The following is a 24,107-nucleotide window of genomic DNA, read 5'->3' as shown; positions in this document are numbered from 1 at the left end:
TTGTACTACAACCAGTAGAGCTCGTCACTCTACCGGCGGGGTCAGGCGCCCGGGACAGTGGGCCCCTTCACCAGCGCGGCGGCGGGTTCGCTGTAGCCGACCGAGATGAGCCGGTCGCCGTCGAACGTCAGGCTCGTCAGACTGGCCAGCGAGCACTGCCTGCGGCGCGGGTCGTGCCAGAGCCTGCGGCCCTCGGCGGCGAGCCTGATGATCCAGATCGGCAGCTGATGGCTGACCAGCACCGCCTCGTGTCCTCGGGCGTCGTCGCGCGCGTCGTCGATGACCAGCCGCATCCGGGCCACGACGTCGGTGTATCGCTCGCCCCACGAGGGCCGGAACGGGTTGGTGAAGTAGCGGTAATGGCGTGGATTACGCAATATGCCGATCCCCATGCCGACGGCGGCGCCCTGCAACAGGTTGTCCGCCTCGATCAGCCGCTCGTCGAGCGTCACGTCGAGCCCGAAGGCCGCGGCCAGCGGCGCCGCCGTCTCCTGCGCCCGCTCCAGGGGTGAGCTGTAGAGCCTGACCACATCGCGACCGGTCACGGCTTTGGCGACGGTGTCGGCCATCCGGTTTCCGGTCCGGGACAGGTGATAGCCGGGCAGCCTGCCGTAGAGGATGCCGTTGGGGTTTTCCACCTCGCCGTGACGCAGCAGGTGGATGACGGTGGTCTCTGCCATGGTGCGCTCCAGCCTAGCCGCTTCGATGGCGGCGATAACGGCAGGCTGCCTGCTCCTCCGGGTAAACGGACGGTAAAGTGAGGCTCGACTGCGCCTAGGGTTCCGCATCCGGCCCGCCCGATATATCGCCGACACAATCAGGGCCGGACGTCAGGTCCGAGCGGCGCCCCGGCCGGGAGGCCGCACAGCTGACGGGACAAAAGCCTGGAGGCTCCTGTCCGCCTACCCGGAGGGAGTCTCGCGTGAGTCCTCTCGTTCTCGCCCTCATCCTCGTCGCCGCCGTCGCGCACGCCTCGTGGAACCTGCTGAGCAAACAGGCCGCCGACGCCGACGGCGTGGTGTTCATCTGGCTGGTCGGCGTCGCCTCGGCCGTCCTGTGGGCCCCCGTCGCGCTCGGCTTCGCCCTGGTCGAAGGGGTACGGCTCGGCTGGCTCGACCTCGGGGTGATCGCCGTCAGCCTCAGCCTGCACCTGGGCTACTTCCTGCTCCTGCAACGCGGCTACGGCCACGGCGACCTGTCGACGGTGTACCCGGTCGCCAGAGGCACCGGCCCGATGCTGGCCAGCCTGGTCGCCGTCCTCTTCCTCGGCGAACACCCGGCCCCCGCCGGGATCGCGGGCATCGTCCTGGTCTGCGGAGGCGTGTTCGTCATGGGCACGGGCCGCAGGATCGACCCCAAAGGCCTGGTGTACGGCCTGCTGACCGGTGTGTTCATCGCGGGCTACACGATCTGGGACCGCCAGGTCGTCGGCGTCTTCATGGTGGCGCCGATGATGCTGAACTACCTGGGCGAGGTGGGCCGTGCGGTGGCGTTGACCCCTTGGATCGCGACCCCCCGCAGACGCGCCCTCGTCGCCGGTGTGTGGCGCGCGCACAGGACACGCGTGATCGGCGCCGCCCTGCTGATCCCGCTGTCGTACGTGCTGGTCCTCCACGCCTTCACCATGGCCCCGGTGAGCGTGGTGGCGCCGATGCGCGAGGTGAGCGTGCTCATCGCGGTCGTGCTCGGCGGCCGACTGCTGTCCGAGGGCGACGTGCGCCGCAGGCTGCTGGCGGCGGGGGTGATCCTGACGGGGATGGTGGCGATCGGGCTCAGCTGACCGCCGCTGCCGTCATCCAGTCGTTCTCCAGGTTGCGGCTGGCCTGCAGGAGGGCCTCGACCGTGGCCCGGATGGCGGGGCGGCGGGCGGCGTCGGTGCGCCAGAGGGCGTAGATGCGGCGGGTCTGGCGGGGGCGGATCGGCACGGCCCGCACGGTGGCGGGCATGAGGTCACGGCCGAGGCGGGGGATGATGGCGGTGCCGTGGCCCGCGGCGATGAGGGCGAGCTGGGTCGGGTACTCATCGGCCATGCAGGTGATCTCGGGTTCGAGCTCGGCGCTGCGCAGGGTGTAGATGAGCCAGTCGTGGCAGATCGTGCCCGGCGATGAGCTGATCCAGCGCTCGCCCGACAGCTCCGACAACTCGATCTCCTTGCGCCCGGCCAGTGGGTGCCCGACCGGCAGCACGACGTCGGCGATGTCGTCGACGAGCTGGGCCCTGGTCAGGCCCTCGGGCACGGCCATCGGGCGGTTCATCCAGTCCTGGACGACGGCCAGGTCGAGCTCTCCCCTGGCGACCTCGCGCAGCTGCCGTTCCGGCTCGCGCTCGTGCAGGTGCACGGTCAGGTCGGGGTGGCGCTCGCGCAGGGTGTTGAGCGCGGCGGGCAGCAGGCCGCGTGCGGCGGTGGGAAAGGCGCCGACCGAAAGCCGTCCGACGACCGCGCCGCGCAGGGCCTCGAAGTCGGCCTCGGCGGTCTCGACCAGGGCGAGGATGCGCTCGGCGTGCTCGGCGAGCAGTCCGGCCGCGTCGGTGAGCCTGACGCCTCTGCCGTTGCGCTCGACGAGCGTGGCGCCCATCTCGCGCTCCAGCTTGGCGATCTGCTGGGAGACGGCCGACGGTGTGACCATGAGCGCGTCGGCCGCCGCGCCGACCGAGCCGTAGGTGGCGACGGCATGCAGAGCCTTGAGCCGGTTCAGATCCAACATGTAGCAAGTCTAAACGGAGCACCTTAGAAAGTCTCGCTTGTGCTCAATAGTGGAGTCCGCGAAAATATATGCATGAGCACAGAAAAGGTCAGCAAGAAGTCGGAAACCTCCTACCTCAAGGCTCTCGCCGAGCAGGCCCGCGAGCAGCGCAACCGCTACCAGGGCAAGGCCAAGACCCGGTAGTGCGGCCACGGCACTTAGCCATGGCCGTCGCCCTCGCAGCCGTCTGGGGCGTCAACTTCGTGGTGATGGAAGTGGGGCTGCGCCACTTCCCGCCCCTCCTCTTCGCGGGCCTGCGCTACTCGCGTCCCTCGCCCTGCAGGCCCAGACCGTGTTCACCGTGGTGTTAGCCGTCACCCTGCTGGGCGAGCGGCTCACGCGCAGGCGGATCACCGGACTCGCCGTCGCCCTGTCGGGGCTGGTGCTGATCGCCGTCGACTTCGGGGCCAGCGGTCCGATCGGCGCCTTCCTGCTCTGCCTGGCCGCCGCCTCGTGGGGGCTGGGCAACATCGCCACCCGCAAGGCCGCGCCAGGCGACTCCCTGCGCTTCATGGTGTGGGTGAGCGCACTGTCGGCTCCGCCGCTCCTCGCCCTTTCGGCGCTGGTCGAAGGCGTTCCGGCCGCACGCTCCCTCGTTCTCAGTCGTTAGCGCACCGCCGCCGCTGCCTTCGCCGCGGTGGGCAGCGCCTGCGCGATCCTGGTCAGCGCCTCGTCGTCGTGCGCCGCCGACAGGAACCACGCCTCGTACGCCGAAGGCGGCAGATAGACCCCCTGCTCCAGCATCGCGTGGAAGAAGGCGGTGTAGGCGGCGGTGTTCTGCCGCTGGGCCCCGGCGAAGTCCACCACGGCCTCGTCGGTGAAGAAGATCGAGAACAGGCTGCCCGCACTCTGCAGCCGATGCGGCACCCCGGCGGCGGCGAGCGCGTCGGAGGCGGCCCTGCCGATGACCAGCGCGGAGGCGTCGATCCGGTCGTAGGCGTCGTCGTCGAGTGCCCGCAGTGTGGCCAGGCCCGCGGCGCAGGCGAGCGGATTGCCGGACAACGTGCCCGCCTGGTAGACCGGGCCTTCGGGCGCCAGGTGCGCCATGACGTCGGCCCTGCCGCCGAACGCCGCGGCCGGAAGCCCGCCGCCCATCACCTTGCCGAACGTCATGAGGTCGGCGTCGACCGGGTCGAGGCCGTACCAGCCCTGGTCCGAGACCCGGAAGCCGGTCAGCACCTCGTCCACGATCAGCAGCGCGCCCCCGGCCGCGCACAGCTCCTTGAGCCTGGCGTTGAACCCCTCGACCGGCGGCACCACGCCCATGTTGGACGGGCACGCCTCGGTGATCACACACGCGATCTCGTGCTCGCGGAAGGCCTGCTCGACGGCGGCCAGGTCGTTGTACGGCAGGACGATGGTGTCGGCCGCCGAGGCGCCGGTCACACCGGGCGTGTCGGGCAGGCCGAACGTCACGACGCCGGACCCGGCCGAGGCCAGCAGGGCGTCGACGTGCCCGTGGTAGCAGCCGGCGAACTTGACGATCGTGGAGCGGCCGGTGAACCCCCGGGCCAGGCGCACGGCGCTCATCGTGGCCTCGGTGCCGGAGCTGACCAGGCGCAGCTTCTCCACGGGCGGGATGCGCCCGACGATCTCCTCGGCCAGTTCCACCTCGCCGGGTGTGGCGGTGCCGTAGGACATGCCGTGCGCGAGCGCCTCGGTGACGGCCTCGACGACGGCCGGATGGCGGTGGCCGAGGATCATCGGCCCCCAGGAGCAGACCAGGTCGACGTAACGGTTGCCGTCGACGTCGGTGATGTAGGGGCCCTGCCCCGAGGCCATGAAGCGCGGGGTGCCGCCGACCGCGCCGAATGCGCGGACCGGGGAGTTGACCCCGCCGGGAACGATCTCCTGGGCGCGGGCGAACAGGGCGGCTGAGTTCTGAGTGCTGCTCACCCGTCCAAGCGTAGTCACGCCACAGGGCGCTCAGACGAAGGCGTCGGCCAGACGGTCGAGCACACGCACGGGATCGGGAAGCGGCCTGCCGTCGGGCGGGCGCAGCCAGGAGACGGGCTGGCCGGTGGGGATGACCGAGGGCGGGGCGAGGACATAGCTGTCACGGCAGTGCCAGCGCAGGCCGGGCGTCTCGTCGATCGTGGTCGGGTCGCAGTCGAGGTTGCACGACCACCACTCGTCCTCGTCGTCGGGATTGCCGCGCGTGGCCACATAGAACAGAACCCGGTCGCCGTTGGCGGCGACCGGGCCCGTGGTGAATCCTGAGGCGTCCATCTGCGTCAGAGCGGACAGACCTACGGCGAGCGGTACATCGAAGACGTCGAACACGCGTCCGGTGGGCAGAATCACATTCGCCTCGGGCTCGCGCTGCCACCAGCGCGTCAGCAGCGTCGTGTCCGTCGTGGCCTGCATGTGCCAGGCGGGCGAGAGCGGATGCGCGCCCGGGTCCGGACAGCCGATGCGGTCACACGAACACGCGCGGGCCCCGTGTCTGAGCGGATACGCGCCCGGCACCATCGGCCAGCCGAGTGCGGCCAGTTCGAGCACCGCGTCGATCCGCGTCGGACGAGCACGCTTTTTGGTACGCCGAGCGAGTGGTACCCCCACCATGGTGTCTCCCGTCGAGTCCCGCGCATGCGGCGATCCCGCCAAGAGGTGCGACTTCGGGCCTAACGCACACGAGAAGCCGTCACCTGGGACACACCAGCACTTGTCCTCGCACTCTAACGCACCGGTCACATGCGCCGGATGGAAACCCCCTAGTCAGAGGCTCCGAGCCACCTCAGTGGCCCAATAGGTGAGGATCATGTCGGCTCCGGCCCGGCGGATCGCGACGAGCGATTCCATGATCACTCGCTCCCTGTCGATCCAGCCGTTGGCCGCCGCCGCCTCGACCATCGCGTACTCGCCGCTCACCTGGTACGCCGCGACCGGCACGTCGACCACGTCGCGGACCTGGCGCAACACGTCCAGGTAGGCCAGGGCCGGCTTGACCATCACCATGTCGGCGCCCTCGGCCAGGTCCAGGCGCACCTCGCGCAGCGACTCCCCGATCGGCCCCGCCGGGTCCTGCTGGTAGGCGCTGCGGTCGCCGAACTGCGGCGCGCACTCGGCCGCCTCCCGGAAGGGGCCGAAGAAGGCGGAGGCGAACTTCACGGAGTACGCCATGATGGGCAGCTGCTCGAACCCGGCGCCGTCGAGCGCCGTCCTGATCGCGCCCACCTGGCCGTCCATCATGCCGCTCGGCGCGATGACCTGCGAGCCCGCCCGTGCCTGCGCCACGGCGGCGGCGGCGTAACGCTCCAACGTGGCGTCGTTGTCCACCTCGCCGTCGGCGGTCAGCAGGCCGCAGTGGCCGTGGTCGGTGAACTCGTCGAGACAGGTGTCGGTGATCACCACCAGCTCGTCGCCGACCTCGGCCCGCACGTCCGCCACCGCCACCTGCACGATGCCGTCGGGGTCGTCGGCCGCCGAGCCGCGCGCGTCCTTCACCGCCGGGATGCCGAACAGGATGAGCCCGCCCACCCCCGCCTGCGCCGCCTCGTGCGCGGCCTTGCGCAGCGAGTCGCGGGTGTGCTGCACCACGCCCGGCATCGAGCCGATCGGGTGCGGCGCCTCGATGCCCTCCTTGACGAACAGCGGCAGGATCAGATCGGCGGCATGCAACCGCGTGCCCGCCACCATGCGCCGCATCGCCCCGTCACGGCGCAGCCGCCTCGGCCTGGCAACGGGAAACTCAGCACTCACGACGACTCCTTAGCCGGTCGCCCTGCCCCTGCGCGCGACCTCATCCCCCGCCCCGGCCGTGGTGCCGGGGTCCGTATGTCTGGTCTTCAGCCTATGCAGCCCGGCTTGTGAGCGAGTGCCGATCGGCTGAGCTACTTGGTACGCCTGCGGGCGCCCCTTCGCGTCTGCGACGGCCTGCGCGGCGTGTCGCCCACCGCCACGGCCGCCTCACGCTGCTTGGCGCCGTACTCGGCCAGGGCCGATGCCAGCGCCGACGCGGAAGGCCGGTCGGCCATGACGTCCACCCTCAGGCCGAACTCCTCGGCCGTCTTGGCGGTCTGCGGCCCGATGACCGCGATCACCGTGACGTTGTGCGGCTTGCCCGCGATGCCGACCAGGTTGCGCACGGTGCTCGACGAGGTGAACAGCACCGCGTCGAAGCCACCGCCCTTGATCGCCTCACGGATCGGCGCGGGCGGAGGCGCCGCCCTGACCGTGCGGTAGGCCGTGACGTCGTCGCACTCCCAGCCGAGCTCGGTCAGCCCGGCGACCAGCGTGTCGGTGGAGATGTCGGCACGCGGGAGCAGCACCCTGTTGATCGGGTCGAGCATCGAGTCGTAGGGCGGCCACTCGGCCACCAGGCCCTCGGAGGACTGCTCGTCGGCGGGCAGCAGGTCGGGCTTGACGCCGAAGTCGACCAGCGCCTTGGCCGTCGCCTCGCCGACCGCCGCAACCTTGAGCCCGGCGAACGCACGGGCGTCGAGGCCGTACTCCTCGAACTTCTCGCGTACGGCCTTGACGGCGTTGACGCTGGTGAAGGCGACCCACTCGTAGCGGCCGGTGACCAGGCCCTTGATCGCGCGGTCCATCTGCTGCGGGGTGCGCGGCGGCTCGACCGAGATCGTCGGCACCTCGTCGGGCACGGCGCCGTAGGAACGCAGCTGCTCCGACAGGGCGGCCGACTGCTCCTTCGTACGCGGCACCAGCACCCGCCAGCCGAACAGCGGCTTGGTCTCGAACCACGACAGGCTCTCGCGCATGCCGACGGCCTCGCCTACCACGATGATGGCGGGCTCGGTGAATCCGGCGTGCTTGAGATCGGCCTGCAGCCTGCCCAGCGAGGACACGACCGTGAACTGCTCGGTCGTGGTGCCGCCGCTGCTGACCGCGACGGGCGTGCCGTCCGGCCTGCCGTGCGCGATCAGCGCCTTGGCGATCGCCACGGCCTCGGTGATGCCGTTGTAGACGACGAGCGTGCCGGGGCAGGCGGCGTGCGAGGCCCAGTCCTGCTCCTGGGAGGCGTCGACGATCCTGAACTCGGGCACGGCCACGGCGGGCGGGATACCGGCGTAGGTGAGCACCGCGGTCGCGGGCGGGACGCCGGGCACGATCTCGAAGTCCACCTCCGCCGCGGCGCACGCGGCGACCTCCTCGGTGATCGAGGAGAACAGCATCGGGTCGCCGGCGCAGAGCCTGACCACCGTGCGCCCTGCCTTGGCGTGGTCGACCGCCGCGTCGAAGCGGCCGCCGTCGACGACCTGCACGCCCGGCCCGCTGTGCTTGAGCAGTGGCGTGTAGGTCTCGTCGTCGAGCACGACCACATCGGCCTTGCCGAGCAGCTCCGCGCCACGGAGCGTGAGCAGGTTCGCGTCGCCCGGACCGGCGCCGACGAAGGCGACGAATGCGGAGGTTGGACTATCGGAGCTCAATGGGAATGCTCCCCCATCAATCTGTCGGCCCCTTCGGCGATCATGGCGGCCGCTAGCGCGCGGCCGAGCTCCATGGCCTCCGAAGGTGATCCGGCGGTGGACTTGCGCACCGCACGCAGGCCGTCGGTGGCGACGACTGCGGCGGTCAGGTGAACATTGTCGCCGTCATCCAGCGCGTACGCACCTACCGGAGCCGAGCAACCCGCTTCGAGTGCGTTGAGCACGGAGCGTTCTGCGGTCACGGCGGAGCGGGTGCGCGCGTCGTCGAGCACGCCGAGCAGCTCGACGAGATCGGTGCGCGATGACAGGCATTCGACGGCGAGAGCGCCCTGGCCGGGGGCCGGGAGCATCTCCTCGACCTCGAAGAGCTGGGCGATCTCCGCTTCCCTGCCGAGCCTGCTCAGCCCGGCGGCGGCCAGGACGACGGCGTCGAGCTCGCCCGAGACGACCTTCCCGATGCGCGTGTCGGCGTTGCCGCGGATCGGCACGTAGTCCAGGTCGGCGCGCAGCGCGCGGAGCATGGCGATGCGCCGGGGCGAGCCGGTGCCGACCTTGGCGCCCGGCAGCAGGTCGGCGAACTTCGTCGGGCCGACCAGCGCGTCGCGGTGGTCGTGGCGCTCGGGCAGCGCGGCGAGGGTGAACCTGGCGTCCTGCGTGGTCGGCAGGTCCTTGAGGGAGTGCACGGCGAAGTCGACCTCGCCCTCCTCCAGCTTGTCGCGCAGGGCGCTGACGAACACGCCGGTGCCGCCGAGCTGGCTGAGCTGGGCCTTGGTGACGTCGCCGAACGTCGTGACGCCGACCAGCTCGATCCGCAGACCGGCGGCGGCGGTGTAGGCGTCGGCCACCATCTGCGACTGCGTGGTGGCCATGAGGCTGCGCCTCGTACCGAGCCTCAGGATGCTCAAAGCTCTCCCTCTCTCACGGCTTCGGGGACCTTCGGGTCCAGGTCGAACAGCTCACGCAGCGCCTCCGCATAATGATCGCCCGCCGGGGAGGCGGCGAGCTGTTTGACACGCACAGTGGGCTCGTGGAGCAGTTTGTCGACGACGCGCCTGACGGTCTGGGCGACCTCGTCGCGCGTCCTCACATCGAGGTCGGGCACGCGCATGAGCAGTCGGCCGAGCTCGGCCTCGACCACGCCCGCCGCCTTGCTTCGCAGCGCCACGACGGTCGGGGTGACCCTGGCCGCGCGCTCGGCGCCGAGGTAGGCGCGCACCTCGTCGGCCAGGATGCGCCTGACCGCCTCGACGGCGTCGCCGTCCTGCGAGCCCGCGACCGCGGCCTGGATGGCCTCCAGGTCGACCAGCGTGGTGCCGGGCAGCTCGCGCACGGCCGGGTCGACGTCGTGCGGCAGCGCCAGGTCGAGGATGAACGTCTCGCCCGTCACCATCGCCGGGGTGATGACGTGGTGGCCTGCGCCCGTGCAGGAGATGACCACATCGGCCGCGGCCAGCTCGCGCGGCACCTCCGACAGCTCGACCGCCCTGCCGCCCACCGTCTCGGCCAGCCGTACGGCTCGCTCGAACGTGCGGTTGGCGACGACGATGTCGGTGACGCCCATGCGGGCCAGCGTCGCGGCCGACAGCGCGCTCATCGAGCCCGCGCCGACGACCAGCGCCCTGCGGCCCTGCAACGGTCCCGCCAGGGCCAGTCCGGCCGAGACGAGCGAGGCGCCCGCCTTGTCCAGGCCGGTCTCGGCGTGGGCGCGCTTGCCCACCCGAAGGGCCTGCTGGGCCAGCTCGTTGATGGTGGCGCCCGCCGTGCCCTGTTCCTGGGCCAGCCTGAGCGCCTGACGGACCTGGCCGAGTATCTGACCCTCGCCGACGACCATGGAGTCGAGGCCGCTGACGACGGAGAACAGGTGCTCGACTGCCCTGTCGTCGTAGTGCACGAACAGATGCGGCGTCAGCTCCTCGAAGGAGACGCCCGAGTGCACGCCGAGCAGCCGCGTGATGGAGGTGACGGCGGCGTGGAAGCGGTCGACCGTGGCGTAGATCTCGACCCTGTTGCAGGTCGAGACCACCATGGCCTCCGCCACGCAGCTGTCCTGCCGCACGTCGTGCAGAAGTTTGACGAGCGCGTCGCCGGACACCGACACGCGCTCCAGCAAGGACACCGGAGCAGTCCGGTGACTCAGTCCGATGGCCAGGACAGTCATGTGTTGTCCACCGCCATAAGTGGCCCCCCACTCAAACGATCCGTTTTGCGCTGCTCGTGGAACGCCAGGATCTGCAGCTCAATCGACAGGTCGACCTTACGGACATCGACGCCGTCCGGCACGGAAAGCACGACGGGGGCGAAGTTCAAGATACTGGTGACGCCTACCGCGATGACGCGATCGGCCACCTGCTGGGCGGCCGCCGCCGGTGTCGCCAGGACCACGATCGAGACCCCGCGCCTCTTGATCACGGATTCGAGCGCGTCGATGTGCTCCACATTCAATCCCGCTATGTGGTCGCCCACCACTTCGGGGTCGGCGTCGACGAGCGCCTCGACGCGGAATCCGCGTGAGACGAACCCGCCGTAGTTGGCGAGCGCCCTGCCGAGGTTGCCGACCCCGACGATGGCCACGGCCCAGTCCTGGGTCAGGCCCAGCTCGCGGGAGATCTGGTAGATCAGGTACTCGACGTCGTAGCCGACACCCCTGGTGCCGTAGGAGCCGAGGTGGGACAGGTCCTTGCGCAGCTTGGCCGAGTTGACCCCCGCGGCCGCCGCGAGGTCCTCCGAACTGACGGTGGCGGTGCCCTTCTCCGCCATCCCGTTGAGCGCCCTCAGGTACAGCGGCAACCGGGCGACGGTCGCCTCGGGGATGCCACGGTCACGCGGTTGGGACAGTCGGCGGATCACGTGCCGGAGCTCCAGGTGAACGGGCGGCCTGCCGGGCCGCGTTATCAGGGCGTCTTTCAGGTTAATCCCTTTGTGAACGTACGCACAAAGTCAGTGCTCCGAGGCACTACCGTGACGGCATGCCGAGCATCACCCTCATGAGCAAGCCTGGCTGCCACCTCTGCGACGACGCGAGAGCCGTCATCGCCCGTGTGGCAGGGGAAATGGGCCTCCCGTGGCAGGAGGTCGACATCACCTCGTCGGCCGAGTTGCAGGAGAAGTACTGGGAGATGATTCCCGTCACGCTGATCGACGGCGAGCAGCACGACTTCTGGCGTGTCTCGGAGGATCGGCTGCGCGCGGCGCTCACCCCGGGCCCCCGCTAGGGCTACAGCTGGAAGGCCGTCGGGAGCGGCACCACCTTGGCGGCGTTGACGCTGAGCTCGATCACATTGGTGGCCAGGACCATCGACTGGCGCTCGCCGAGGAACCTCTCGACGTGCGGCTGGCGCTGGTGGTCGGTGTAGGCGACCTCGTCGCGGTAGAGCTCGTAGACGATGCGCTGCAGCGGGGCCGACTTCACCGAGTGGCAGGAGTAGATCAGCGTGTCGGGCTCGCCCATGCGCACCGCGTCGACGGTCTGCTCGGCCAGCCTGTCGAACGCCTCGCCCGAGCCGTCCATCAGGGTGAAGACGGTGAGCAGCCCGTAGATGCTGGGCGAGGGCCTGCCCGGCCTGCCACCCGCGCCCGGCTGCGGCGGGCCCGGCGGCTGCGGCGGCAGCTCGGCGCCCGGGTAGAGGGCGCCGGTGGCGGGCATGGAGTACTCCGGCTCGCCGCCGGGACCGAAGCCGTGCTGGGGCTGCCCGTGGCGCAGTGGCCCCGGGACCGCCGTCGGCATCGGACCCGAAGGTCCCTGGACGAGCCCGTAGGCGCCCGTCTGCGGCCCGGGGCCCTGTGGGGGTCCAGGGTGCGGACCGGTCTGCGCGAAGCCGTGAGGGCCCGTGTGGGGCCCCGCCTGAGGGCCCATGGGCTGCGGACCGGACATAGGGGGACCGGACATCTGGGGACCGGACATCGGCTGGGCGCCGAAGGGACCGTGCTGCCCGCTTGGCCCACCGTGCTGCGGCCCACCGTGCTGCGGCCCGCCGTGCTGCGGCCTGCCGTACTGGTCGGCGGGTGCGTCCATGATGTAGCCGGTCGCCGGGCCCATGCGGGCGGCGTGGTCGGCGTCCTGGTCGCCCGCGCGGTACTCAGCGACGAGGTCGCCGAGGCCGGACCTGCGGGGCGGCGGCGGCACGGTCGCGGGAGCCGCCCTGCGCCCGGTGGAGGGCCGCTCCTGCCAGCGCTCGTCGGCGCCGTCGATGTCGTCCTCCTCGTCGTCGTAGGGCGCGAGGGGACGCAGCACGACGTACCAGACCCCGGCCACGGTGACGGCGAGCAGCCCGGCGGTGAACACGCCGGGTACGGCGAAGCGCAGCGAACCGATCAGCGCGATGCCGGTCGCGGCCAGGACCACGGTGGCGTGCAGGTTGTCGGTGTCGTACTCGTCGCCGCCGCGCCAGCGCAACCCGGCCACGACCAGCGAGAAAAGCAGCCCGAACGCGACGATACCGTGAGTGGCGTTGAGCAGGTAGGCGGGCGGCAGGTCCCAGTTGGCCGAGCCGAGCGGCAACGCCGTCGTGAACGTGGCCGTCACCGGGTCGATGGTCAGCACGTAGACGCCGACGACCGAGTAGGCGATGACGAAGAGCCAGGTGGCGAATCGGGCCGCCGGTTTGTCCGCGAGAAGCTGAACGACTCCGGCCAGCAGCCAGAGCGGCGCCAGCAGCGAGCCCGTGACCTGGAAGGCCCTGAAGGTCAGCACACCGAACCCGGCCATCGATCCGACGCCGATCACGGTGAGTGACAGGCACAGGGCGATGGTGGTGATCGTCCAGGCGATCAGCCAGCCGCTACGCTCCTCATTCAGCCGGCGCACCAGAGCGAACCCGGCTACCGCGGCGAGGAGAGCACCGGCGAAGGCGATGACAGCGACGAGGAAGTCCATGGTGTCTCCAATGCTGCCGGACAGAACCTCCCAACCGGTAGTCGAAGCGGGAAGCAGGTCGGTCCTCACGGTATCCGCCGGTTACGGGTAGTCACGACGCCCATAAGGTGGATTGTGGAAATTCCCGATGATTTCTAGAGTGTTCGAGCACGCCGCACCCCTTACCCCTAGGGATACCGGATGCCTAACTCGTGGCCGTTCGCCGGTCTGCTGACTCCCGCCGTGGCGGGCGTGGCGCGGCAGAGCGACCCTGCCGTGCGCGAAAACGCCGGTGATGACGAGGTCAACGAAGAGATGCGCACGCTCGTCCTGCGTGCGAAGACCGGAGACACCGATGCTTTCGGAACGCTCTACAACCGGTATCTCGATCTCGTCTATCGCTACATCTACTTCAGGGTGGGCTCACACGCCCTCGCCGAAGACCTCACCAGCGAGACGTTCTTACGCGCCTTACGCAGGATGGCCGACTTCACCTGGCAGGGGCGCGACTTCGGCGCCTGGCTGGTGACGATCGCCCGCAACCTCATCACCGATCACTTCAAGTCCGGCCGGTACCGGCTGGAGGTCTCCACCGCCGAGGTGCTCGACGTGCCGCTCGACGGCGCGCACATCCCGGAGAACGCCGTGGTGACCGCGATCATCAACGACCGTGTCCTGAGAGCGGTCCGCGACCTCAATCCCGAGCAGCAGGAATGCGTCGTCCTGCGCTTCCTGCACGGGATGTCGCTCGCGGAGACGGCGCTCGTGATGGGGAAGAAGAGTGGTGCGATCAAGGCCCTGCAGTTCCGAGCGATCAAAGCCCTCGCGCGGGCGCTCAAGCCGGATCTTGAATAGTCAACCATCCGCATTGAAGAGTTCGCGTAACCTCATCCGGCTGCCTGTCGTTAGGCAGGTATCACCGTTGGCAGGGAGCGCACATGGCTAGGTCGCGACCCCGGAGGGGGCTGTTGGGCCCTTCGCGGAGCTCGCAGGCGCGCCTGCTCGGACAGCTGACCGACCTGGGCGACCAGCCGCTCGGTGGCGGTCCGAGCCCGGCCTTCCGCGCGAAGCTCCACGAAACACTGCTCACGGCCGCCGCCGCCGAGCCCGAACCCGAGACGCCCGGCACCCCCGCTCCTGCTCAGCGCCGCGCACGGCATCGCGGCACGCGCAGGTTCATGGGGCCGAGCCGTACCCCCGTGCCGTGGTTCTCGCAGGCGCTCACGATGAGTGTGACGCTGGCGATGCTGACCGCGGCCGTCTTCACCTACCAGTCGGTGCCAGGCGATCCGTTGTACCCGCTCAAGCGGGCCGCCGAGAGCACGCTGCTGCGGCTCAGCACCGACGACGTCGAGCGGGCCGAACGCGAGCTGGAGTCGGCCAAGACACGGGCGACCGAGGTCGGCGTGCTGCTCGGCTCCGAGGACTCCTCGCTCGTCGGCAGGACGCTCAAGGACATGGAGGAGTCCACGCGCTCGGCGATCAGCAGGCTGCAGCGCGAGGAGCCGCACTCACGCAAGGTCAACCACTTCGCCAAGGACCAGCGGGACAAGGTCGAGCCGATGATCCCGCTCATGGACATCGACGACAAGGACCAGGCCAACGGCTATCTCGACTACATCGACACCCTTGTTGTTCCCTCCGACGTTCAGGAGTAGGTCACAGGAGCCGGATAAGCTCTGATGACATGAGGCGGCTACTGCGACGAAAGCACGAGGCGGTGCTGGCAGGCGAGGTCGCGGCCGAGGCCGCGGTCACCACGAGCCCGCCCGTCGAGCCCGACCAGAAGGCCGCCGCCTTCTTCGACGTCGACAACACGATGATGCGCGGCGCCTCGATCTACCACTTCGCGAGGGGCCTGGCCACCCGCGGCATGTTCACCACGTCCGACCTGATGAAGTTCGCCGTCGGGCAGGCCGTCTTCCGGCTGCGCGGCGCCGAGAACCCCGAGCACATCGCGATCGCACGCGAGACCGCGCTCGCCTTCGTCGCGGGCAGCAAGGTCGACGACGTCGTGCGTCTCGGCGAGGAGATCTACGACGAGTCGATGGCCGGCCGCATCTGGGCGGGCACCAGGGCGCTGGCCCAGAGCCACCTCGACTCGGGCCAGCGCGTCTGGCTGGTCACCGCGACCCCGGTCGAGCTGGCCCATGTCATCGGCCAGCGCCTCGGCCTGACCGGCGCGCTCGGCACGGTCTCGGAGACCGAGAACGGCGTCTACACCGGCAGGCTCGTCGGCGACCTGCTGCACGGCCCGGCCAAAGCGGAGGCGGTGCGGGCCCTGGCCAGACGCGAAGGGCTGGACCTGACCCGCTGCACCGCCTACAGCGACTCGGCCAACGACCTGCCGATGCTCTCGCTCGTCGGCCACGCGGTCGCCATCAACCCCGACGGCGAGCTGCGCGAGCACGCCCGCAAGAACGGCTGGGAGATCCTCGACTTCCGCACCGGCCGCAAGGCCACACTGACCGCACTGCCGATCGCCGCCGGCATCGGCGCCATCGCGGGCGGCATCGCCGCCGGGATCGCCCTGCGCAAGCACTACAGGTCGAGCTGACCCGCGCGGAGCAACGGCGCTCAGAAGAACGGCGGGAAGGCGTGACCCCTGCGCAGCCGTAGCTCGTTGAGCATCTGCTGCACGACCTCGCGCACGTGGTCGGTCAGGTTGAACACCAGCATCGGGTCGTCGGCCGCCGCCGGGTCGTACTCGTCGGTCCGGATCGGCTCGCCGAACTCGATCATCCACTTCGACGGCAGCGGCACCAGCCCGAGCGGCCCCAGCCAGGGGAACAACGGCGTGATCGGCAGGTACGGCAGGCCGAAGAGCCTGGCCAGGAAGCGCAGATCGCCGATCTTGGGGTAGATCTCCTCGGCGCCGACGATCGCGGTCGGCACGATCGGCACACCGGCCCTGATCGCCGAGGCGACGAACCCGCCACGGCCGAAGCGCTGCAACTGGTAGCGCTCGGCGAACGGCTTGCCCACGCCCTTGAAACCTTCGGGGAAGACCCCGACGAGCTCGCCCTTGCGCAACAGCCGGTCGGCGTCCTCGGGGCAGGCCAGCGTGTGGCCGCTCTTGCGCGACAGATGGCCGAGGAAGGGCAGCTGGTAGACCAGGTCGGCGCCAAGCAGGCGGGCCGGACGGCCGGCGTCGTCGTGCAGGGCGACCTGCATCATCAGCGCGTCGACGGGCAGCGTGCCCGAGTGGTTGGCGACGATCAGCGCGCCCGAGTCGCCGGGGATGTTGGCCAGGCCCAGCGTCTCGACCCTGAACCAGTGGCGATACAGCGGCCGGATCAGCTCAAGCAGGACCTTGTCGGTGAGCTCGGCGTCGAAGCCGAACTCGTCGACCTCGTAGTCGCCGGTGAGCCTGCGCCTGACGAAGGCCAGCAGCGCGGCGAGCTCGTCCGGCCGTTCGGGCTCGGGCTCCTGGCGTGCGGCCGATCGCGCGGAGGTGATGGGGATCACGTCACCGCCCTCCGGCTCGTGCCGCGACGGTGAGACGCTCATGCGCGCCCGCTTCCCAGCAGGGCCGACACCCAGTCGGCGACGGCCACGGAGAAACCGCCCGACACCCCGCGCGTGCGCAGGAAGTCGTCGAACGCCTCCGCCGTGCTGAACTTTGGCTTCCAGCCGAGCTCAAGCGCGAGCCTGTCGCTGTCGACCGCCCTGCCGTACGACATCAGCCTGAGCTGTTCGGGTGAGAAGGCGACCAGCCCCGCCGACCTGGCCGCGTCGCCGAGGGCGCGGAAGGCGGGCGAGGGCAGCGGCAGCGACGGCAGACCGGCCTTGCGCAGGCATTGCGACAGCAGCAGCACACCTGCCCCGGCCACGTTGAACGTGCCGGGGTGGTCGGCCACCGCCATCCGCCTGAGCACCTCGACCGCGTCGTCCTCGTGGACGAACTGCAGCCGAGGGTCGAAGCCGAGCACCGTGGCGAGCACGGGCTGGGTGAAGTACCGCGTGAGCGGTGAGTCGACGCCTGGACCCATGAAGTTGGCGAACCTGAGCAGCGACACCGCCATGTCGGGACGGCGGCGCGCGAAGCCCCGGACATAGCCTTCGACCTCAGCCGCGTCCTTGGCATAGCCGTGGCTGGGTGGGTCGGGAGGCTCTGCGTCCTCGGTGAACACCGCCGGATCCTTGGGCGACGAGCCGTAGACCGCCGTGGTGGAACGCACCACCACACGGCGCACGGTCGCCGACCGCTGACAGGCACCCAGCAGTTGCATGGTGCCGATGACGTTGTGCTCCTTCATCAGAGCCCGGCCCGAACCCCGCTGGGGGGCGCTGACCAGACTCATGTGCACAACGGTGTCGATGTCCGCCGCCGCGATCACCGATGCGATGTCGGGGCTGCGCAGATCCACCCGGACGAACTCCGTCCGGCCGAGTGACATGCCGCCATCTCGGGTCGAGGGCGGCGGCACGGTGTCCACTCCGATGACGCGGGTGATGTCCGGGTCCGCCGCGAGAACACTCGCCACCCGGGCGCCGATGTGGCGCGAGACCCCGGTGACAAGCACGGTGTGGGTCATCGGCGCCTCACAGTCGCGTCGTACTACTTCTTGTTACGCCGCTGGATGCGCGTCTTCTTGAGCAGCTTGCGGTGCTTCTTCTTGGCCATCCGCTTGCGGCGCTTCTTGATCACAGAGCCCACGGGACCCCCAGGTGGAGATAGAAATGCTGAACCGGTGTGCGAGCGCACACCGGGCCAACAGCCTACCGGCGATCCGTGGTAGATCGCCCCCTGGGGGATGAACCCGCGGCCGCACTCACGACGCGACCACCGATCGCATCGCTACCTCAGTGTTCGGATCCGCACCGAGACTTCAGCCAGCCTCGATGTAGGCATCCCTGAGATAGTCGTGTACCGCCTGCTCAGGCACTCGGAAGGACCGACCGACCCTGATGGCCGGTAGCTCGCCCGAATGCACGAGTCGGTACACCGTCATCTTGGACACCCGCATGACCGTGGCCACTTCAGCCACCGTCAGGAACTTCACCTCGCTGAGAGGTCTTTCGCCTGCACCCATCGGACGCCTCTTCCGCACGTGTTTCCGGGTTATCCCCACTGGTGCCATCGCTCACGCACGTGTACTGCCGTCAGCGTAAGTCGGGACTCCGAGTGCGCAAACCCCCTATTTCATCAGCCTTCGGAGCCGCCTGTCAGCGAAACCAGCAAACTCGCTGGCCAGCAGCCGGGTCGTGCTCCTCGCCGGGAGGCTGGAACTGTCCAACTTCCCTGTCATAAGAGTCGCCCAGCCCGCATCAAAAGTTGGCAAAGGGACGACGAGCCTCTTGGAATGCAGGCGCGAAAAGACGGTATAGGGAGGACCGAATTCGACTCAAAGGGCTCGCGTGACTCGTGTGACAAGCCGCTCGGTCAACGGTTCGTAATAGCGCGGCAGCACATTGTCATCGAGCGGGACCACCACATCGATCTTGCCCTCCGCCTCGCCGAGGAACAGCGCCGGGTCGTTGCAGTCGGCGAACCCCACCGTCGGGATGCCCGCCTCGCCCGCCGCGCCCGCCCAGCCGTGGTCGGCGATCACCAGGTCGGGCCGCGCGTCGCCCATCTCCGCGACCATGGCCTCCATCGGCGCCGGGTCGTGGGTGTGCACGAAGCCGCCCCGGTCGTCGAGCATGGCGATGTCCTCGAGGTAACGGATCTTCCGCTTGCGCCCGAAGCCCGCTCCCCAGTACGTCCAGCCCTCGGCGGGGGTGAGCAGGGTGGCGCCCGTCGACCTGGCGAGCCTGGCGAGCGCCAGATGCACCACGAGGAGCCCTGTGGGGTGTCCTGTGGCGACGAGCACCTTGGGCGCCTGACCCGACAGCGTGACGGCGATCCTGTCGGCCATGGCGTCCAGCGCGTCGATCGTGCGGTCGGGGTCGATCGTGTCCTGGCCCTCCCTGTGGCCGGGATCGGCGATCACACCGGCCTGCTTGGCCATCAGGGCGAGCACGTCGCGGTAGGACCAGTCCTGGCCCATCGACAGGCCGAACATGTGATACGGATCACGATTGGCGAGGGAGCGGTAGTGATCCAGGTTGTTCTCGCGGCTCGTGGCCACGTCTCCTGCGATCCGGGTGCGGATCAGGTGGTCGCGGAATTCGTCGCGGCTGAGCAACAGATCTCCTATGGGAGCGGGTCGAGGCCGTGCAGGGGGAAGACCGCGTTCCGGGTCGCCATGACCGCACGGTCGATGGAGTCCGCTGGGTCATAACCGCCGGAGAAGTCCTGAAATTCCGGGCGCCTTCCGTCGGTCATGCGCAGCGGCGGCGTTTCGCGGGTCCGCTCCCGTACCAGCTCACGCCAGCCGTGGCCGGTCGGCGTCGCCGGGTCGAGGGGGTGACCCGAAGCCTCGGCGATGAGGTGCGTCCACGCCCTCGGCACGACCTGGACCAGCTCGTAACCGCCGCCGCCCGTGGCCACCCAGCGGCCGCCCGCCGTCTCGTGCGCGAGCCGGTGCAGCGCCTCGTAGGCCGTGCGCTGGCCGTCCAGGCTCAGCATCAGGTGGGCGAGCGGGTCGAGGGCATGGCTGTCGCAGCCGTGCTGGGTGACGAGCACCTCGGGCGCGAACTCCCGCAGCAGCGGCGGCACCACCGCGTGGAAGGCGCGCAGCCATCCCGTGTCACCGCACCCGGCGGGCAGCGCCACGTTCACCGCCGTGCCTTCGGCGCCCGTCTCCTCGGGGAACCCGGTGCCGGGGAACAACGTGCGGGGCGACTCGTGCAGGCTGATCGTCAGTACGCGGGGATCGTCGTAGAACAGCGCCTGCACCCCGTCGCCGTGATGCACGTCGACGTCGACGTAGGCCACGCGCTCGGCGCCCTGGGCCAGCAGCCAGGCGATGGCCACGGCCGGGTCGTTGTAGACGCAGAACCCGCTGGCGGTGTCGGCCATGGCGTGGTGCAGGCCGCCCGCGACGTTGAGCGCGTGCTCGGCCTCGCCCTCCCAGACCGCCTTCGCCGCGGCCAGCGTCGCCCCGGCGATCAGCGCCGACGCCTCGTGCACGCCGGGGAAGGCCGGGTTGTCGGTCGTGCCGAGCCCTGCCGACAGGTCGGGCGCTCCGGTGACCGAAACCCGCTTCACGGCGTCGATGTAGTCGCGCCCGTGCACCAGGGCCAGGTCGTCGTCGGTGGCCGGGACGCAGCCGACCAGCTCCACCTTCTCCAGCACGCCGAGCTCACGGGCCAGCGCCATCGTGAGCTCGACCCTGACGGGGGCCAGCGGGTGCCCTGGACCGAAGTCGTAGGAGGTGAGCGCGTCGTCCCAGACCACTCGCACCGACTGGCTCATTTGCGCGCCACTCCCGTCCATCGCCTGGGGCCGACGTTACCGCAGCGGGAGCACACGGAGTTCACACGGCTACGGGGAGGAGGGGCCGGGTTTCGCGAAACGCAATATCTCCGCAGATTACGGGTGTGCGTGCGGCCCGGGATTCGGCGGGAGGAGGTTGTCCACAGGGCGGGCGGCCACGCCATCCTTCGACGTGGCGACCACATAAGGTCTGGGCATGGCATGGGGGACGGTGAACACCGTGTGGGACTTCATGCGCCGTCCCCGGGTGTTCGACGTGGCACTCGTGGTGGTGCTCTTCGCACTCGCGCTGGCCGCGGTGATCGCGAGCCTGTCGCAGGGCTACGAGGTCACCCCCTATGCGGCGCTGACCACGCTGTCGGCCCTGGCCCTCCTCGTCCGGCGCGACAGGCCGGTCCAGGTCGCGCTGTTCACCTTCGCCGTCGACGTGCTCTGCACGGTCATGGGCGCCGAGAACACCAACGGCCTGCCCTCGACCATCGCCCTCTACAGCGTCGGCCGCTACCGCCCCGGCCGCGTCGCCTGGATCGCCGCCGCGCTCTCCGCGTGCGGGTCCCTGCTCATCGCCCTGATCAAGTACGGCGTGGACAGCACGCAGCTGGCCATCGTGCTGGGGCCGGTCCTCGCCGTCGGGCTCGGGCAGTTCGTCAGGCTGCGCACCGAGCTGAAGGACCGGCGCGAGCAGCAGGCCGCGGACGACGCCGTCAGGGCCGAGCGCCGCAGGATCGCCCGCGAGCTGCACGACGTCGTCGCCCATCACATCAGCGTGATCAACGCCCTGGTGGGCGGAGCCAGGTCGAGCATGGACCAGAGTCCGGTCGATGCCAAGGACGCCCTGGTCTCGGCCGAGCGGATGGCACGCCAGGCGCTGGCCGAGATGCGGCAGATGCTCACCGTGCTGCGGGCCGACGACGGCGACGCCGAGCTCGGCGCCGACCCCGGAGCCTCGGGCCTGGCCGCGCTGATCGACCAGGCGGCGAGCGCCGGGCTGCCCGCCAGCCTGACCGTGCTCGGCGAGCCCGTCGCCCTGCCCACCGCCGTGGACCACGCCGTCTACCGGGTGGTCCAGGAGGCGCTGACCAACACGCGCAAGCACGCGCCCGGCGCCAGGGCCAGTGTGTCGCTGAGCTATGCGCAGGGGGCGGTCGAGGTCGAGGTGGTCGACGACGGGCCCGGCCTGCCGTCTGCCAGGCTGATCGGGGCGCCGCCCTCCGGGTTCGGGCTCGGCGGGATGGCCGAGCGCGTCGCGCTGTGCGGCGGTCAGCTCCAGACCGGTCCGCGTCCGCAGGGCGGGTTCCGGGTGCACGCGAGGATCCCGCTGCCCGTGGAGGCACGTACATGATCAAGGTTCTGCTGGTCGACGACGAGGCGCTGGTCCGGACCGGGTTCCGGCTGATCCTCAACTCCCAGCCCGACATCACCGTCGTCGGGGAGGCCGCCGACGGCGTCGAGGCCGTCGAGCTCGGCGCCCGCATCAGGCCGGACGTCGTGCTCATGGACCTGCACATGCCCGAGCTCGACGGCGTCCAGGCGACCGAGCGCATCACGCGTGACTTCGGCGAGGTCAGGGTACTGGCGCTGAGCACGTTCGACCTCGACGAGCACGTCGTGGCCATGCTCCGGGCCGGGGCCTCCGGCTTCCTGCCCAAGGACGTCTCGCCCGAGGAGCTCGTCGAAGGCGTCCGCGTCGTGCACCGCGGCGAGTCCGCCGTCGCCCCCCGCCTCCTGACCCGCCTCATCGGCACCTTCGTCCGCGCCTCCCGCCCGCGCGTCGCCGCGGCGCCCGCCGGGCTGGAGGTGCTGACCGACCGGGAGCGGGAGGTGCTGGTGCTGATCGCACGGGGGCTGTCCAACACGGAGATCGCACAGTCGCTGCAGGTGTCGCCGTCGACGGTGAAGAACCACGTCACCAGCCTGTTCAGCAAGCTGGGCGTCCGCGACCGCGCCCAGGCGGTGATCGTGGCCTACGAGGCGGGGGTGGTGAGCCCGCGGGGGTAGGCGGGGGCGTACGGCGGGTCGGGCTCGAGGAGGAGACAAAGGTGTAGGAGCTGGATCCCAGGAGGTACACCGGGTCGTTCCGGAGGCAAGGGGTCAGGACGGTCCTGGGGCAGGACGAAAGGGGGCGGAGGCGGGGGGAGGGTGGAGGCATGACAGCGATTACGGCCATGAGCCTGACCAAGCGATACGGGGACACCGTGGCGGTGTCGGACCTGTCGTTCGAGGTGCGACCTGGGCAGGTGACCGGGTTCCTCGGACCGAACGGCGCCGGAAAATCGACGACGATGCGCATGATGCTGGGACTCGACCGGCCGTCGGACGGATCGGTGCTCATCGACGGCAGGCCGTACGCCGAGCACAGGCACCCCCTGCGCAAGGTGGGCGCGCTGCTGGACGCGAAGGCGGTGCACGGCGGGCGCACGGCCTACAACCACCTGCTGGCGCTGGCCCAGGCCAACGGGATCGAGGCGGCGAGAGTACGCCAGGTGCTGGGCGTCGTCGGGCTGAGCGAGGTGTCCAAGAGGCGGGTCGGCGGGTTCTCGCTCGGTATGTCGCAGCGGCTCGGCATCGCCGCCGCGCTGCTGGGCGACCCGGAGATCCTCATGTTCGACGAGCCGGTCAACGGCCTCGACCCGGAGGGCATCCTCTGGATCCGCAACCTCATGCGCGGCCTGGCCGCCGAGGGCAAGACGGTGTTCGTCTCCAGCCATCTCATGAGCGAGATGGCGCAGACGGCCGACCATCTCATCGTCATCGGCAGGGGCAGGCTCATCGCCGACACCAGCGTGCGGGAGTTCATCGGACGCTCGTCGCAGGCCTATGTGCGGATCCGCTCGCCGCATCTGCCGCAGCTCGCCGTACTGCTCGAATGCGGTGAGCTGCACGGCGACCACCTGCGGGTGACCGGCATGACCGCACTGGAGATCGGCACGCGCGCGGCGCGGGCCGGTGTGGTGCTGGAGGAGCTCACGGTCGTCCAGCCCACGCTGGAGGCGGCCTACATGGAACTGACCAAGGACAGCACCGAGTACGAGGCGGTGGCGGCATGACGGACGTTCTGCGGTCCGAGTGGACCAAGATGCGCTCAGTGCGTTCCACGATGTGGACGCTGGGCACGGCGGCGGCGGTGATGCTGCTGTTCGGCGTGGGCCTGTCGCTCGCGCTGGCCAACACCGATCTCGGCAAGGAGGGGTTCGACGGCGCGTCGACGGCGCTGAGCGGGGTGTCGTTCGCGGCGCTCGCGATGGCCTCACTGGGCGTGCTGGTGATCAGCAGCGAGTATCGGACGGGCGCCATCCGCACCTCGTTCCTGGCCGTGCCGCAGCGGTTGAAGCTGCTGGCGGGCAAGATGGCGGTGTTCACTGCGGTCTCGCTGGTGGTGACGGGCGTCGCGGCGTTCGTCTCGTTCTTCGCCGGTCAGGCGGTGCTGTCGGGCACCGGGTTCGCCTCCTCGCTCGGCGACCCGGGCGTGACGCGTGCGGTGATCGGCACGGCGTTGTACCTCACGGCCAGCGGTCTGTTCGGACTGGCGATCGGCGCGCTGATCAGGCACACGCCCGGCGCGCTCGTCGCGGTCATCGCACTGATCTTCGTGCTGCCGACGATGGTGCCGCTGCTGCCCGGCGAGGTGGGCCGTACCATCTCCACGTACTTCACCTCCAACGCCGGGCAGCTGATCACGCAGACCGAGGTCAGGCCCGACTCGCTGGGGCCGTGGGCCGGGTTCGGGGTCTACCTCGCCTGGATCGCGGTCGCGATGGTCGCCGCGGCGGTCCTGATGCGCCGCCGCGACGCGTAGG

Annotated in this window: 26 protein-coding genes; 10 read left to right on the top strand and 16 right to left on the bottom strand. The window is 70.1% G+C overall.

Going from position 1 to position 24,107, the window contains the following annotated elements:
- Positions 1-41 precede the first annotated feature (41 nt).
- Positions 42-680, bottom strand: a complete 639-nt coding sequence (locus ACTWNK_RS04035) for a histidine phosphatase family protein (protein WP_474302147.1) — start codon at positions 678-680, stop codon at positions 42-44.
- A gap of 242 nt (positions 681-922) precedes the next feature.
- On the opposite strand from ACTWNK_RS04035, the gene ACTWNK_RS04030 reads away from it, so the two are divergent.
- Positions 923-1,780, top strand: a complete 858-nt coding sequence (locus ACTWNK_RS04030) for an EamA family transporter (RefSeq protein ID WP_474302146.1) — start codon at positions 923-925, stop codon at positions 1,778-1,780.
- Here the strand turns inward: ACTWNK_RS04030 and ACTWNK_RS04025 are convergent.
- Positions 1,773-2,705, bottom strand: coding sequence for a LysR substrate-binding domain-containing protein (locus tag ACTWNK_RS04025; protein ID WP_474302145.1), 933 nt, complete (start codon positions 2,703-2,705; stop codon positions 1,773-1,775). The genes ACTWNK_RS04030 and ACTWNK_RS04025 overlap by 8 nt on opposite strands.
- Positions 2,706-3,045: 340 nt before the next feature.
- Here ACTWNK_RS04025 and ACTWNK_RS04020 point away from each other — a divergent pair, with 340 nt between their 5' ends.
- The gene (locus ACTWNK_RS04020) at positions 3,046-3,354 is read left to right on the top strand and encodes a hypothetical protein (RefSeq protein WP_474302144.1); all 309 of its coding nucleotides are present in this window, start codon (positions 3,046-3,048) and stop codon (positions 3,352-3,354) included.
- Here ACTWNK_RS04020 and hemL read toward each other — a convergent pair.
- The 7 genes from hemL to ACTWNK_RS03985 form a co-directional block, all read right to left on the bottom strand.
- Positions 3,351-4,640, bottom strand: a complete 1,290-nt coding sequence (gene hemL, locus ACTWNK_RS04015; protein ID WP_474302143.1) for a glutamate-1-semialdehyde 2,1-aminomutase — start codon at positions 4,638-4,640, stop codon at positions 3,351-3,353. The two genes, ACTWNK_RS04020 and hemL, sit on opposite strands and share 4 nt — an antisense overlap.
- Positions 4,641-4,670: 30 nt before the next feature.
- A complete protein-coding gene (locus ACTWNK_RS04010; protein WP_474302142.1) occupies positions 4,671-5,309 on the bottom strand; it encodes a bifunctional DNA primase/polymerase in 639 nt (212 codons plus the stop codon).
- Positions 5,310-5,462: 153 nt separating this feature from the next.
- Positions 5,463-6,446 (bottom strand): porphobilinogen synthase, encoded by a 984-nt coding sequence (gene hemB / locus ACTWNK_RS04005; RefSeq protein WP_474302141.1) that lies wholly within the window; start codon positions 6,444-6,446, stop codon positions 5,463-5,465.
- Positions 6,447-6,577: 131 nt separating this feature from the next.
- Entirely contained in the window at positions 6,578-8,134 is a 1,557-nt protein-coding gene (locus ACTWNK_RS04000; RefSeq protein ID WP_474302140.1) for a bifunctional uroporphyrinogen-III C-methyltransferase/uroporphyrinogen-III synthase, read from the bottom strand.
- Positions 8,131-9,039 (bottom strand): hydroxymethylbilane synthase, encoded by a 909-nt coding sequence (gene hemC, locus ACTWNK_RS03995; protein WP_474302139.1) that lies wholly within the window; start codon positions 9,037-9,039, stop codon positions 8,131-8,133. Before hemC ends, ACTWNK_RS04000 begins: the two co-directional genes overlap by 4 nt.
- The gene (locus tag ACTWNK_RS03990) at positions 9,036-10,292 is read right to left on the bottom strand and encodes a glutamyl-tRNA reductase (RefSeq protein ID WP_474302138.1); all 1,257 of its coding nucleotides are present in this window, start codon (positions 10,290-10,292) and stop codon (positions 9,036-9,038) included. The genes hemC and ACTWNK_RS03990 overlap by 4 nt, the downstream gene beginning before the upstream one ends.
- On the bottom strand, positions 10,289-10,981 hold the full coding sequence (locus tag ACTWNK_RS03985; protein ID WP_474302137.1) for a redox-sensing transcriptional repressor Rex: 693 nt from the start codon (positions 10,979-10,981) through the stop codon (positions 10,289-10,291). Before ACTWNK_RS03985 ends, ACTWNK_RS03990 begins: the two co-directional genes overlap by 4 nt.
- A gap of 119 nt (positions 10,982-11,100) precedes the next feature.
- Here ACTWNK_RS03985 and ACTWNK_RS03980 point away from each other — a divergent pair, with 119 nt between their 5' ends.
- Positions 11,101-11,346 carry a glutaredoxin family protein gene (locus ACTWNK_RS03980; protein WP_474302136.1) on the top strand — a complete coding sequence of 82 codons (246 nt, stop codon included), beginning with the start codon at positions 11,101-11,103 and terminating at the stop codon, positions 11,344-11,346.
- Between the two features lie 2 nt (positions 11,347-11,348).
- Here the strand turns inward: ACTWNK_RS03980 and ACTWNK_RS03975 are convergent, their stop codons facing one another.
- The gene (locus ACTWNK_RS03975) at positions 11,349-13,007 is read right to left on the bottom strand and encodes a hypothetical protein (protein WP_474302135.1); all 1,659 of its coding nucleotides are present in this window, start codon (positions 13,005-13,007) and stop codon (positions 11,349-11,351) included.
- A gap of 180 nt (positions 13,008-13,187) precedes the next feature.
- Here ACTWNK_RS03975 and ACTWNK_RS03970 point away from each other — a divergent pair, with 180 nt between their 5' ends.
- From ACTWNK_RS03970 to ACTWNK_RS03960, 3 genes are all read left to right on the top strand, one after another.
- Positions 13,188-13,841 (top strand): sigma-70 family RNA polymerase sigma factor, encoded by a 654-nt coding sequence (locus ACTWNK_RS03970; RefSeq protein WP_474302134.1) that lies wholly within the window; start codon positions 13,188-13,190, stop codon positions 13,839-13,841.
- Positions 13,842-13,954: 113 nt separating this feature from the next.
- Positions 13,955-14,644 carry a DUF5667 domain-containing protein gene (locus ACTWNK_RS03965; protein WP_474302133.1) on the top strand — a complete coding sequence of 230 codons (690 nt, stop codon included), beginning with the start codon at positions 13,955-13,957 and terminating at the stop codon, positions 14,642-14,644.
- 29 nt (positions 14,645-14,673) lie between these two features.
- Positions 14,674-15,543, top strand: a complete 870-nt coding sequence (locus tag ACTWNK_RS03960) for an HAD family hydrolase (RefSeq protein ID WP_474302132.1) — start codon at positions 14,674-14,676, stop codon at positions 15,541-15,543.
- A gap of 20 nt (positions 15,544-15,563) precedes the next feature.
- On the opposite strand, the gene ACTWNK_RS03955 is transcribed toward ACTWNK_RS03960, so the two are convergent.
- From ACTWNK_RS03955 to ACTWNK_RS03930, 6 genes are all read right to left on the bottom strand, one after another.
- Positions 15,564-16,496 carry a lysophospholipid acyltransferase family protein gene (locus ACTWNK_RS03955; protein WP_474302131.1) on the bottom strand — a complete coding sequence of 311 codons (933 nt, stop codon included), beginning with the start codon at positions 16,494-16,496 and terminating at the stop codon, positions 15,564-15,566.
- Positions 16,493-17,524: an NAD-dependent epimerase/dehydratase family protein gene (locus ACTWNK_RS03950; RefSeq protein WP_474302130.1), complete on the bottom strand. Its 1,032-nt coding sequence runs from the start codon at positions 17,522-17,524 to the stop codon at positions 16,493-16,495. Before ACTWNK_RS03950 ends, ACTWNK_RS03955 begins: the two co-directional genes overlap by 4 nt.
- 23 nt (positions 17,525-17,547) lie before the next feature.
- Positions 17,548-17,646, bottom strand: a complete 99-nt coding sequence (locus ACTWNK_RS03945; protein ID WP_018654693.1) for a 30S ribosomal protein bS22 — start codon at positions 17,644-17,646, stop codon at positions 17,548-17,550.
- Between the two features lie 172 nt (positions 17,647-17,818).
- The gene (locus ACTWNK_RS03940) at positions 17,819-18,022 is read right to left on the bottom strand and encodes a helix-turn-helix domain-containing protein (RefSeq protein ID WP_012887307.1); all 204 of its coding nucleotides are present in this window, start codon (positions 18,020-18,022) and stop codon (positions 17,819-17,821) included.
- Positions 18,023-18,334: 312 nt separating this feature from the next.
- Complete coding sequence (locus ACTWNK_RS03935; RefSeq protein WP_474302129.1) at positions 18,335-19,117, bottom strand: phosphatase; 783 nt, start codon at positions 19,115-19,117, stop codon at positions 18,335-18,337.
- Positions 19,118-19,125: 8 nt separating this feature from the next.
- Positions 19,126-20,289: an acetoin utilization protein AcuC gene (locus tag ACTWNK_RS03930; RefSeq protein ID WP_474302128.1), complete on the bottom strand. Its 1,164-nt coding sequence runs from the start codon at positions 20,287-20,289 to the stop codon at positions 19,126-19,128.
- 217 nt (positions 20,290-20,506) lie between these two features.
- On the opposite strand from ACTWNK_RS03930, the gene ACTWNK_RS03925 reads away from it, so the two are divergent.
- From ACTWNK_RS03925 to ACTWNK_RS03910, 4 genes are all read left to right on the top strand, one after another.
- Positions 20,507-21,652, top strand: a complete 1,146-nt coding sequence (locus ACTWNK_RS03925) for a sensor histidine kinase (protein ID WP_474302127.1) — start codon at positions 20,507-20,509, stop codon at positions 21,650-21,652.
- Positions 21,649-22,308: a response regulator gene (locus tag ACTWNK_RS03920; RefSeq protein ID WP_474302126.1), complete on the top strand. Its 660-nt coding sequence runs from the start codon at positions 21,649-21,651 to the stop codon at positions 22,306-22,308. The genes ACTWNK_RS03925 and ACTWNK_RS03920 overlap by 4 nt, the downstream gene beginning before the upstream one ends.
- A gap of 149 nt (positions 22,309-22,457) precedes the next feature.
- Positions 22,458-23,357, top strand: coding sequence for an ABC transporter ATP-binding protein (locus tag ACTWNK_RS03915; RefSeq protein WP_474302125.1), 900 nt, complete (start codon positions 22,458-22,460; stop codon positions 23,355-23,357).
- Between the two features lie 38 nt (positions 23,358-23,395).
- Positions 23,396-24,106, top strand: coding sequence for an ABC transporter permease subunit (locus ACTWNK_RS03910; RefSeq protein ID WP_474302124.1), 711 nt, complete (start codon positions 23,396-23,398; stop codon positions 24,104-24,106).
- Position 24,107: the final 1 nt, after the last annotated feature.

Source organism: Nonomuraea sp. IBHARD001, assembly GCF_056106265.1.
This window is presented reverse-complemented; position numbering and strand designations above follow the sequence as displayed.

What these genes read in the sequence shown, in the direction of transcription:
- ACTWNK_RS04025 (WP_474302145.1), bottom strand. Translation starts at nt 2,705, where the DNA reads ATGTTGGATCTGAACCGGCTCAAGGCTCTGCATGCCGTCGCCACCTAC.
- ACTWNK_RS03930 (WP_474302128.1), bottom strand. Translation starts at nt 20,289, where the DNA reads ATGAGCCAGTCGGTGCGAGTGGTCTGGGACGACGCGCTCACCTCCTAC.
- ACTWNK_RS03970 (WP_474302134.1), top strand. Translation starts at nt 13,188, where the DNA reads ATGCCTAACTCGTGGCCGTTCGCCGGTCTGCTGACTCCCGCCGTGGCG.
- ACTWNK_RS03925 (WP_474302127.1), top strand. Translation starts at nt 20,507, where the DNA reads ATGGCATGGGGGACGGTGAACACCGTGTGGGACTTCATGCGCCGTCCC.
- ACTWNK_RS04035 (WP_474302147.1), bottom strand. Translation starts at nt 680, where the DNA reads ATGGCAGAGACCACCGTCATCCACCTGCTGCGTCACGGCGAGGTGGAA.
- ACTWNK_RS03990 (WP_474302138.1), bottom strand. Translation starts at nt 10,292, where the DNA reads ATGACTGTCCTGGCCATCGGACTGAGTCACCGGACTGCTCCGGTGTCC.
- ACTWNK_RS03940 (WP_012887307.1), bottom strand. Translation starts at nt 18,022, where the DNA reads ATGGGTGCAGGCGAAAGACCTCTCAGCGAGGTGAAGTTCCTGACGGTG.
- ACTWNK_RS03960 (WP_474302132.1), top strand. Translation starts at nt 14,674, where the DNA reads ATGAGGCGGCTACTGCGACGAAAGCACGAGGCGGTGCTGGCAGGCGAG.
- ACTWNK_RS03955 (WP_474302131.1), bottom strand. Translation starts at nt 16,496, where the DNA reads ATGAGCGTCTCACCGTCGCGGCACGAGCCGGAGGGCGGTGACGTGATC.
- ACTWNK_RS03920 (WP_474302126.1), top strand. Translation starts at nt 21,649, where the DNA reads ATGATCAAGGTTCTGCTGGTCGACGACGAGGCGCTGGTCCGGACCGGG.
- ACTWNK_RS03915 (WP_474302125.1), top strand. Translation starts at nt 22,458, where the DNA reads ATGACAGCGATTACGGCCATGAGCCTGACCAAGCGATACGGGGACACC.
- ACTWNK_RS04010 (WP_474302142.1), bottom strand. Translation starts at nt 5,309, where the DNA reads ATGGTGGGGGTACCACTCGCTCGGCGTACCAAAAAGCGTGCTCGTCCG.
- ACTWNK_RS03950 (WP_474302130.1), bottom strand. Translation starts at nt 17,524, where the DNA reads ATGACCCACACCGTGCTTGTCACCGGGGTCTCGCGCCACATCGGCGCC.
- ACTWNK_RS03975 (WP_474302135.1), bottom strand. Translation starts at nt 13,007, where the DNA reads ATGGACTTCCTCGTCGCTGTCATCGCCTTCGCCGGTGCTCTCCTCGCC.
- ACTWNK_RS03980 (WP_474302136.1), top strand. Translation starts at nt 11,101, where the DNA reads ATGCCGAGCATCACCCTCATGAGCAAGCCTGGCTGCCACCTCTGCGAC.